12 protein-coding genes are annotated in these 9,306 nt (G+C 65.7%); all 12 read left to right on the top strand.

Features of this window, described 5'->3' with window-relative positions; translation table 11 throughout:
* The first annotated feature begins 653 nt into the window (after positions 1-653).
* The 12 genes from AC07ED_RS04505 (at position 654) to AC07ED_RS04450 (ending at position 9,296) form a co-directional block, all read left to right on the top strand.
* Positions 654-1,790: a tyrosine-type recombinase/integrase gene (locus tag AC07ED_RS04505; RefSeq protein ID WP_105235198.1), complete on the top strand. Its 1,137-nt coding sequence runs from the start codon at positions 654-656 to the stop codon at positions 1,788-1,790.
* Between the two features lie 207 nt (positions 1,791-1,997).
* Complete coding sequence (locus AC07ED_RS04500) at positions 1,998-2,216, top strand: helix-turn-helix domain-containing protein (protein WP_105235199.1); 219 nt, start codon at positions 1,998-2,000, stop codon at positions 2,214-2,216.
* On the top strand, positions 2,213-2,593 hold the full coding sequence (locus AC07ED_RS04495) for a hypothetical protein (protein ID WP_105235200.1): 381 nt from the start codon (positions 2,213-2,215) through the stop codon (positions 2,591-2,593). The genes AC07ED_RS04500 and AC07ED_RS04495 overlap by 4 nt, the downstream gene beginning before the upstream one ends.
* A 353-nt stretch (positions 2,594-2,946) precedes the next feature.
* Positions 2,947-3,180 (top strand): hypothetical protein, encoded by a 234-nt coding sequence (locus AC07ED_RS04490; protein ID WP_105235201.1) that lies wholly within the window; start codon positions 2,947-2,949, stop codon positions 3,178-3,180.
* A 1-nt stretch (position 3,181) separates the two neighbouring features.
* Positions 3,182-5,398 (top strand): bifunctional DNA primase/polymerase, encoded by a 2,217-nt coding sequence (locus AC07ED_RS04485; protein ID WP_105235202.1) that lies wholly within the window; start codon positions 3,182-3,184, stop codon positions 5,396-5,398.
* Between the two features lie 589 nt (positions 5,399-5,987).
* Entirely contained in the window at positions 5,988-6,542 is a 555-nt protein-coding gene (locus tag AC07ED_RS04480; RefSeq protein ID WP_105235203.1) for a hypothetical protein, read from the top strand.
* Positions 6,539-6,823 carry a hypothetical protein gene (locus AC07ED_RS04475; RefSeq protein WP_105235204.1) on the top strand — a complete coding sequence of 95 codons (285 nt, stop codon included), beginning with the start codon at positions 6,539-6,541 and terminating at the stop codon, positions 6,821-6,823. The genes AC07ED_RS04480 and AC07ED_RS04475 overlap by 4 nt, the downstream gene beginning before the upstream one ends.
* A 178-nt stretch (positions 6,824-7,001) precedes the next feature.
* The gene (locus tag AC07ED_RS04470; protein WP_105235205.1) at positions 7,002-7,508 is read left to right on the top strand and encodes a hypothetical protein; all 507 of its coding nucleotides are present in this window, start codon (positions 7,002-7,004) and stop codon (positions 7,506-7,508) included.
* A gap of 222 nt (positions 7,509-7,730) precedes the next feature.
* Entirely contained in the window at positions 7,731-8,291 is a 561-nt protein-coding gene (locus AC07ED_RS04465) for a hypothetical protein (protein ID WP_158664517.1), read from the top strand.
* Positions 8,292-8,306: 15 nt separating this feature from the next.
* Positions 8,307-8,474 (top strand): hypothetical protein, encoded by a 168-nt coding sequence (locus AC07ED_RS04460; RefSeq protein WP_158664518.1) that lies wholly within the window; start codon positions 8,307-8,309, stop codon positions 8,472-8,474.
* Positions 8,475-8,476: 2 nt separating this feature from the next.
* Entirely contained in the window at positions 8,477-8,749 is a 273-nt protein-coding gene (locus AC07ED_RS04455; protein WP_158664519.1) for a hypothetical protein, read from the top strand.
* A gap of 250 nt (positions 8,750-8,999) precedes the next feature.
* Positions 9,000-9,296, top strand: coding sequence for a hypothetical protein (locus AC07ED_RS04450; RefSeq protein WP_105235208.1), 297 nt, complete (start codon positions 9,000-9,002; stop codon positions 9,294-9,296).
* Positions 9,297-9,306: the final 10 nt, after the last annotated feature.

The following is a 9,306-nucleotide window of genomic DNA, read 5'->3' as shown; positions in this document are numbered from 1 at the left end:
CCTAACTTGAACGGCGCGCCTCGCCCGAAATACCTCTAATTTTTTCCAAACTTCCCAGCCTTCCGACCGTTCCGTCCGCCCCAACCGCGCCTCAGCGCCGCCGGTGAAGGGGGTTCTAAGGTTATCTCAAACTACCCGCAAGAGCGAAATGACGAAAAATGTAAAATTTCTGCATCAGCCAACAAAACAAGGTGTTTCACGTTCCAGACTACTCAAAAATGCGCCGTGAATATCCGAAAATGGCTCCTACCCCCATCACTTTTCGCCCTTTGAGGGTGATGCAGACGATGCAGTCGCAGCAAATCTGGGAGACTCACCCCTTGGAATCGTCAACGCGGTGACACGCTCGACGCAACGAGTCGCCCGTTCGGCGCCCTGCCCCGACAGATGAAAAGAACGCAGAGCAAACCCGATGGGTTTGTTCTAGTAGTCTTGATTATTTGGAAAGTTTGGCTCCGGCGGTAGGGATCGAACCTACGACCAATTGATTAACAGCTCGTAAGACACTGATTTATTGAGGCTTATCCAGCCTAATCGTGGTCCGCGGCCCTGTGTTTTCTCGACACAATGAACCTATCGGCACCTATCGAGGCCAGTCTGCGACTGTGCCCGGACGGTGCTCGGAACGGTACTCATCCAAGGAGGAAAACGGAATGGCCGTGATGAAGCTGACCGAGGCCAGGATCAGGGAGCTGCCGCTGGGTAGTGGCATCCACAGGGACACCGAGGTGAAGGGGCTCATGGTGATCTGCCACAAGACGACGAAGAGCTACGCCTGCCAGGGTGACGTGCGCCGAAACGGGCGCCACGTCCGAACGGTGCGGGTGAAGATCGACAGGACGGACCGCATCGGCTTGGCGGAGGCCCGACGCAGGGCGAAGGCGATCATGTCCACGATCCAGTCGGGAGTGGACCCAACGGCGCGACCCGAGGAGACCGGCATCAGCCTGGAGAAGGCGCTCGGCGCCCACATGGACGAGCGCGACCTCTCGCCTGCTACGGTGAAGGGATACACCTACCATCTGGATCACTACCTCGCCCGGCTCAGGAAGCGGGCCGTGGCCGACATTTCGCGGGCCGACTGCCGTGAGCTCTTCGAGACGCTGGAACGCAGGCACGGGCGCACCACTGCCGCGTCGGTCATGCGGACCGTCCGCGCCGCCATCAACACGGCGATGCGGATGGACGAGAGCATCCAGGCCAATCCAGTCGAGGCGCTGCGCCTGCCGACCACGCCGAAGCGCCAGGTGGACGAGCTGGACCTTCCGGGCTTCTGGTCCCACACCGAGACGCTCTCGCCGGTCATGCGGGACCTGCAACGGGCGTTCCTCCTGACGGGCGCGCGTCGGTCCTCGCTGCTGAACGCCAGGCGCGCCGACTTCGATCCGGCGCGGGGCATCCTGACCTTCACCCACATGAAGACCGGCGGCTCGCTGATGTTCCCGACCGGCCGATGGCTGACGAAGATGCTGGCGGACAGGCTGGCCGAGGACTTGGCGCTCTCTTCCGAATGGGTATGGCCCAGCCCCACCAGCGCGAGCGGCCACATCGAGGAGCCCAAGCGAAGCGGCGTGCCTTCGCCCCACAGACTGCGACACGTCGCCCGTTCGATGATGATCGCGGCGGGCGTCGGATATGCGGAGTCGGCGCTGCTCCTCGGCCAGCGGCTTCCCGGCGCGTCAGGGGGCTACGTCCACCCGCAGATGCTCGTCGAGAGCCTTCGGCCTCACGCCCAGGCATACGAGGACCTAGTGCTGGCGAAGGCTGGCATCGGGGCGCTGGCAGCCTAGTCAAGCCACGAAATGCGCGGGGGCGTCAAATGTTGGTATCGCCCCCGCGCCTCGCCCGGATAAGCTCAAACAGGTGCAGACTAGCTTAAATAGCACGACCTCGGTCCCCACCTCATAGTGCCGTCAGGGGCCCGCAGGCAGACAGTCCAATTCGCTGGCACATTCCCAACCCCGCGCCGAGGTGCGGGACCAGTAAAGGACTGTCTAATGACGACAACCAGCGCGGCGCCCGCGGAGGCGCGCACCTTCACCTCTCCCTGGCTCGACACCGGGGATGCGGCCTCGTACCTGTCCATGAGCCCAAAGACGCTCGCCGTCTGGCGCTGCCAGGGCAAGGGGCCGGAGTACAAGCTCGTGGGCGGTCGGCTCGTCCGCTACCATCGCGACGACCTCGACGCCTTCGCGCGCGGGGAGGTGGCACGATGAAGACCTCCCTCCAACATCCGGGCGGCAGGCCCGAAACTTGGCCTTATCGTGACTGGCTGGCCTGGTACTTCCTGCTCCAGGCAGCAGAGTTCCGGCTCATGAGCGCAGACGCGACGACCAAGGCGGCAGCACAGAGCGCGCTGATCGACGCCGTGCACGAGGCATCCCGCGACGTAGAACTGGACGGTGGGCAGAACCACTGGCTGGTGGACGCGGTCCTCAGCGGCTCCTACGGCCTCTTCTACGATCGATCCCGCGACATCTACACGACTGCGGACGAACTGCTGAAGAACGGCAACAGGATCAGCTTCGACCACCTAGGGGCCGAGGCTGTCGCATACGCGCGCCGACTCGCCGGAATGGAGACCGGGCACTGACCAGTTCGTTTGGGCGGAAAGGAAAGACGGGCCGACCGCCGGGACATGGCGGTCGGCCCTGATCCGCAACCAGCGACGGGGGATCGGGTCCCGAGCACCATTACCGAGCCTGGAGGCGGGCGCTCTGACCTGTCCTCAGGATAGCCCGGCGGGTCGCGGCGACGAACCGGCGAAGCGTCCGCCAGCACTTGCGACCACGCTCGCTCTGTTGGTCACCCGCGAAAAGCGAACTCGACATTCTGGAGAAGTATCGACGCGGCGGTTTGGGCCGCCGCGTCGAAGGACAGTCAGCAAACTGATCGCTCGGCCCAGCGCCCGGACGATGAAGCTAGGAAAGAAAACGAGGACCGAACATGAAAGAGAATAGCGCGCCCGTCAGGGCGGAAGAACCAGTGAAGACGAAGGACTGGCTCGACAGGCGGGAGGCGGCGGAGTTCTGTGGCCTGACCGTCGCCACGATGGACCAGTACCGCCAGCTCAGGGGCAAGGGCATCGACCGCGGGCCGGCGTTCGAACGCCGCGGCTGGACCGTGCTCTACTCCCGCGCAGAGTGCACGGCGTGGCTACAGCGCCGGAAGGGGGCTTGATATGGCCTCCATCGACACAGCACAGATGCGCCCGCTCTCGGAGGCGGGCTTCGACCTCATGCCGCTCCACCGCTGGGACCGGACCAGCCGGGACAAGAAGGGCCGAAAGCAGCAGGACGGCAAACGGCCGAGGGACACGGACTGGACGCGCCGCCCGTATAGCGCGGATCGGGTCATGGCCGAAGCGGCGAAGGACGGGACCAACGTCGGCGTGCGCCTGGCGGCCGGTCATCTCGTGATCGACTACGATCCCCGCAACGATCCGAGCGGCGGCGTCGAGCCGAACGCGCTGGCCGAACTGATCCTTTCGACGGGGGTGGACCCGACCAAGTGGCCCGCGGTCAGGACGGGCAGCGGCGGCCTGCACATCTACGTCGCGAAGCCGGCCGAAATCTCGGTGCTGGACAGCGTAAACGCCTTTCCCGGCGTGGAGTTCAAGACCCGCGGGCGCCAGGTCGTCGCGCCCGGATCGATCCATCCCAATGGCAGCCAGTACGCCTGGCTGCGGCTGGAGGGGGTGTGGGAGGCGGACCCCGAAGATATGTGGCTGGGTCTGCCCGAAGCGCCCGAAGCCCTGCTCGCGGTCGCGCGCCGCCCCGTGCGCTCCGCGGGGGCCCCGACTGAGGCCGGGGCATACGATCCCGAGGAACTGGCCGCCATGCTGGACGCCCTGGACCCGGAGGACTTCGGCGACCAGGGCGACTGGTTCCAGCTCATGCAGGCCTGTCACCACGCCACCGCAGGCGAAGGCCGGACGGAGTTTGTGGAGTGGTCCACCCGTGATCCGAGATACGCGGACGACGCCTGGATCATCGGGCGGCGCTGGGACAGCCTGCACGCGGACAAGGCGGACGGCGTGACGCACAGGACCCTCCTCAAGCTGCTGCGCGACACAGGGCGCGAGGATGTGATACCCGGCCTCGTGGTCGATCCTGCGGAGGACTTCGACGACGATCTTCAAGACGGTGCAGCCGAAATCGCTTCGAAATCGCCCAAGGACCACATGGCCGAATGGGTCTTCGTGGCGGATGCGATGCGCTTCGTCCGTCGCAAGGACCTCAAGCAGTTCAAGCCTGAACAGTGGAACTCGCTCTACGCCAGCCTGGAACCGGAGCACAACCTTGTGTCGCGGGTGTATAAGGGGAAGACCCCGGTCAGGCGTTTCGAGGCCATGGCCTACGTTCCCGCAGCCAAGGAGGTTCTGGGGAAATCGACCTACAACCTGTGGCGACCGTCTGGCGTGGCGTCCAGGGAGGGCGACGTCTCCGTCATGGAGGAGCACCTGGAATACCTCTTTCCCGATCCGGTCGAACGGGGGTACGTTCTGGACTTCATGCACTTCGTCTGCTGCCGTCCGGAGGTGAAGGTGATGTTCTCCCCGCTCATCCAGGGGCAGCAGGGCACGGGCAAGACGGCGCTCGGCGTCCTGCTGAAACGGATCATCGGCGCCGCCAACGTGGCCGAACCCAGCCCTGACGAGCTCCGCGAGAGGTGGACCAAGTGGCAGGAGGGCGCGTCCCTGGCCATCGTTGAGGAGCTGATGACGAACGGCCGCCTTGAGCTGGCAAACAAGCTGAAGCCCGTCATCACCAACGAGACCCTGCGCATCGAAGACAAGGGGGCGCCGCTCTACTCGATCCCCAACCACCTCAACATGATGTGCTTCACCAACCACAAGAACGCCATGCGGCTTGAGGAAGGGGACAGGCGGTGGCTGGTGATTTTCTCACCCGCGGAACCTCGCGAGGCCTCCTACTACGAGAGGCTGTGGTCGTTCATCGAGAGCAAGGACGGTCCCGCCGCCTGGAAGCATCGGCTCGAAAGGCACGTGCCCGGACTGAACCCGAAGGGCCGCGCGCCCATGACGACCGCGAAGGCGGAGATGCGGGAAGCCTCGATGAACGAGGTGGAAAGCACAGTCGCAGAGTGGATGGCCTCAAGGACCGGCCCGCTGCGGCACGACCTGTTCCGCTTCGAGGACGCATGGGCGGCGCTTCCTGCTTCGTTCCGACCGCATAAGTCCGCCCTGACGCTCGCGCTCCAGGCCGCCGGCTGCGTGCGCCATACCCGGCAGACCAATCCGAGCCTGCCCGCAGTCATGCTCTGGTCCGTCCAGGATCACGACAAATGGAAGGAGGCGGGGGCGGCTGACAGGACGCGCGCCTGGATGGATATGCAGGGCATCGAAACCAAGGAGGACTTCGACCTCCTCAACTGAGGCAGAAGGGCCAAGACACCAGGGACAGACGTGTCTTGCTACACGTCTTGCCATGGGGTCTTGGCGTTTTTCTTTTTAGTTCATGATCTTATGCAGAATAATACCCCAAGACACCTAGAAGTAGTAGTTATATAGAAATTGATCGTACGCGCTTTGCCCCCTCGGGCATTTCGGTGCACGGCGTGGTTTCGGTGCGGGGCGTCCGTATATGACTTAGAGCTACGTGTCTTAGGTGCCTAGGTGTCTTTTTTGATCTAAGCGCATGATTTAGATGTGTAAAACGCAAGTCACCAAGCCGCTTCCCTTGATGTATTGAAGACACTTAGGTGTATTGCCCCTCGCTGAATTTCCCGTCAGGGCGCGCCCAGCCTTCACACCCGCATGGCGCCCCTCGACCTGTCAGCCCTTCACTCCCTTATACGCCAACGATGGTTCTGCTGGGACCTGCGACGCGGCAACCTGCAAGTGAAGGGCTGCCCCTCTGATCGTCGGTTCGGACGGCCAAGAGGGAGAATGGCAGCGGGAACAAGATCACGCCCAGGGCGCCAGCGCGCGAGCACAGGACCGGGCACCGTATCGGAGGCAGACGATGGAACAGGGCGGCGGGGCGACCGCGAAGAAGCTGATGCCCAACGAGGTGCCGGAGGAGCACCGGGCGATCTTCCTGGAGACGCTGGCGACGACCGGCAACGTGACGGAGGCGGCGCGCACCATCGGCGTCACCCGCTACTGGGCCTACCAGCTCAAGTGGCGGGACGAGCGGTTCGCCCGAGACTGGCAGGTCGCGCTGGACCATCGGCGCCACCAGCTCGTGGCCGGTATAGACGCCCACATCGAGAGCCACATCGAACACGACTGGGAACCCAAGCGCGACCCCCAGGGCAACGTGGTCTATCGGAGAGGCGCGGACGGCGAGCTCTTGCTGGACGAAGACCTGGAGCCGATCCCCGTCATGGTGAGCACGCTGGGCTTCGCCGCCCTGACCCAGGGGCGGCGTAGCCTGACCCAGGCCGAGGGTGCCAGCGTGACCAACGTCGCGGTCCAGACCAACGTGGCCGTCGAGACCGGCCCGCCGCCGAAGCGGCCGCGCCTGGTCATGCCCGACGATGCGGAGGATGCGGACTTCGAAGAGGTAGACGGATGATCGACGTGCAACTGGTGACGGCCGGCGGCGTCGTGACGGTGCTGGCTGCCGATGGCAGCTCCTGGAACGCGCGCCTGTCGGCTGGCATCTGGGATGCGGAGGACGGGCTACAGGCGGAGGTGGAGGGCAGGATGGAACGGGTCCCGTTCGCCTCGGAGCGCGACCGCTCGGAGATGCTGGAACGCCTGAGCCGTCTCCCGGCGGGGCTGATGGAAGACGACCTGCGCGAGCGCATGGTCCGCCATGTCAGGCGCTCAGGATACTACGCCTCGGAGGACTGACCCGAACGCGCCTCCGGGACCATACGGCGACCCCTGGAGCGCCTCGGACATCCCGGGCTGCCCGATGCGCTCGGGAAAACAGATCGGACCCCAGGGAGCGCCTTTGACGCAAACAGCGGCGGCCTGGATCGCGCCCGCACGGCACCCTCGTCGGCATTGACCGAACAGGAGGTGCAGCGTGAACTGGAGTTGGAAAGGAAAGGTGCTGGAGACCGTCCGCGCCTCCGGGACCAAGCGGGAGGCCGCCGAACGGCTGGGCATCCACCCCGGAACGATCAGGACCCACATGGAGCGGATGGGCCTGCTGGACGAATGGCGCAGGCTCCCCGCCGACAACGCCTTCGCCGGGGTCCAGAGCCGGGGCGTGCCCCAGGCGTCCGGTAGGCAGGAAAGGGCCGACGCCTTGTTCGTCGAGGCGGCGGCAGACTATCCGCTCAGGGCGGACCGGGCGCAGCGCTGGAACGCCATCGGGCTCCTCCTCGCGGCATACGCCATAACCGGGACGATCAATCTCCCCCGCGGCTGGGTAAGGGCGGCCATGATCCGGTTCGAGGAGGCGGGGCTCAAGCCCCCGACCGCCGCGACGATGCGCTGGTACAGGTCGAAGCTGCGCGAGGACCCGTACTACTTCGAGGCGGGCGAGGACGTGGACAGGCAGCTCCTGGACGACCTCGCGCGCGCGTAGGCCCGACCCACTGACTCTCGATCCGGCGTCCGGGCAGTCCGCCGTCCATGGAAACAAAGCCCTTCAGGTCCATCCCAACCCACAGACACCGCACCGGGCACCGTTCCGATGCCTCCGGGGCGCAAGCGCTGGCATACGACGCAGCGCTCCCGGCGTCATGCTCGTCTCATGTCGCCTCGCACGCATGCGGGCGCGACGGGACAGACGAACACGGAGAGCCTGATGACCGAGACGAAGGAAACACTGGACGCCCGCGGCGCGTCGATAGAGGCCGAGGTCGCGCGCCTCGACCGCGAGATCGCGGAGCGCATCGCGGACGGCGACGCCGACCAGGCGCTGGTCGGGAAGCTGCGGGCGAAGCGCCGCGAGCTGATGGAGGAGCACGGCGACCTGGGCGAGGCCCTGACGCTCGTCAGGGAGCGCGAGACGAACAAGGTCCAGGCCGAACGGGACCGCACCCGCCGCGAGGCGATGACGAAGGCGCGTCAGGACGCGGACGAGCTGCTTGCCGCCGCATCCGCCGTCGACGCCGCCCTGGACGCCCTGGACGCAGCCCACGGCCGGATGCGCCTGGCGGCGCTGGACCTGTCCCGCTCGCTGCGCCTCTCGGGAAACGCGGACTCCGGACGGCTGGCCTACTCGCTCGGACCCGCCATGCGGTGGGCAGCGTGGTCGATGGCACCAGGCGCCAGCGAGGACATGCAGGTGCCCCGCGCGACGGGAACCCGGCGCCGTCCGCTCCGCGAGAGCGCCGAGCGGCTGATCCCGGCAATCGGTGAATGAAAAGGAGATAGGAACATGCAGGACAAATGGACCCACGGCCAAGCGACCAAGGAGCGCCAGATCATCGACGCGATGATCGCGCAGGCCGTCGAACGTGAACGGCAGGCGATGGACCTGCGCCAGGAGATCGCGTCGAAGGAGGCGCGGCTGGCCGAGATGAAGCCCGAGGGCTGGGGGGAATGAGCATGGACGACCGTATCAAGACACTGGAGATGCTGGAGGACGCGGTGGCGAAGTCCACCTCCCGCTTCGGCGACCTGCGCAAGCGCGCGGACGACCTGTACGAGGACCGCGTCCGCGAGCTGATGCAGGAGCACGGCTGCGACCTAGCGAAGGCCCAGTACATCGCGTCCGGCGACCCGACCGCGAGCCGGGCCTACGAAATGTCCCTGGAACTGGCCGAACGCGAGGCCCTCGCCACGCGCGCCGGTCTCAGCGCCTCCCGCTACGTCGAGTAGCCCGACCGATCATCTCGTGACCGGCGCCGCCGTACTCCTTCGGCACGACCTTGCCCGCCGGTCGAGACTGGACCCGCCCCTATTGATCGGGGGCGGGTCTCTTTCGTTCTGGCGTGCCCGGTGTGTCATGCGGGCAACACCATCATTTCTCACACGCCGCGTAATGAGGATGGCCCGGAGGCTTGACAGGGTGCGATTTTCTCCATGCGGGCGCCGGATGGTCGGGGCCTGCCAGACAAGGAGAAAAGAGATGACCCTCACCGACAAGACCGCCCTGACTATCGAACTGGACCGCATCCAAGAGGTAGGCGACGGCGCCCTGGCCACTGCCGTGGGCGGCAATCACCTGAGCGACGGGAGCTGGGCTCAGACCAATCCCACGCTGGTCGCCGCCGCGCGCCTCGCGGATCGAATGGACGACTTCGACCTCGTGGCCCTGGTGTCGCACGCCCTGGACCGCCTGCCGGTCGAGAAGCGGGCGATGGTAGCCCAGATGCTGCGACCGGATGGGACGGGCGACGTCTTCCTGGGTCCGTTCCTGAGCTAGGAGGAGTTGG

The organism is Aestuarium zhoushanense (assembly GCF_056431045.1).
This window is presented reverse-complemented; position numbering and strand designations above follow the sequence as displayed.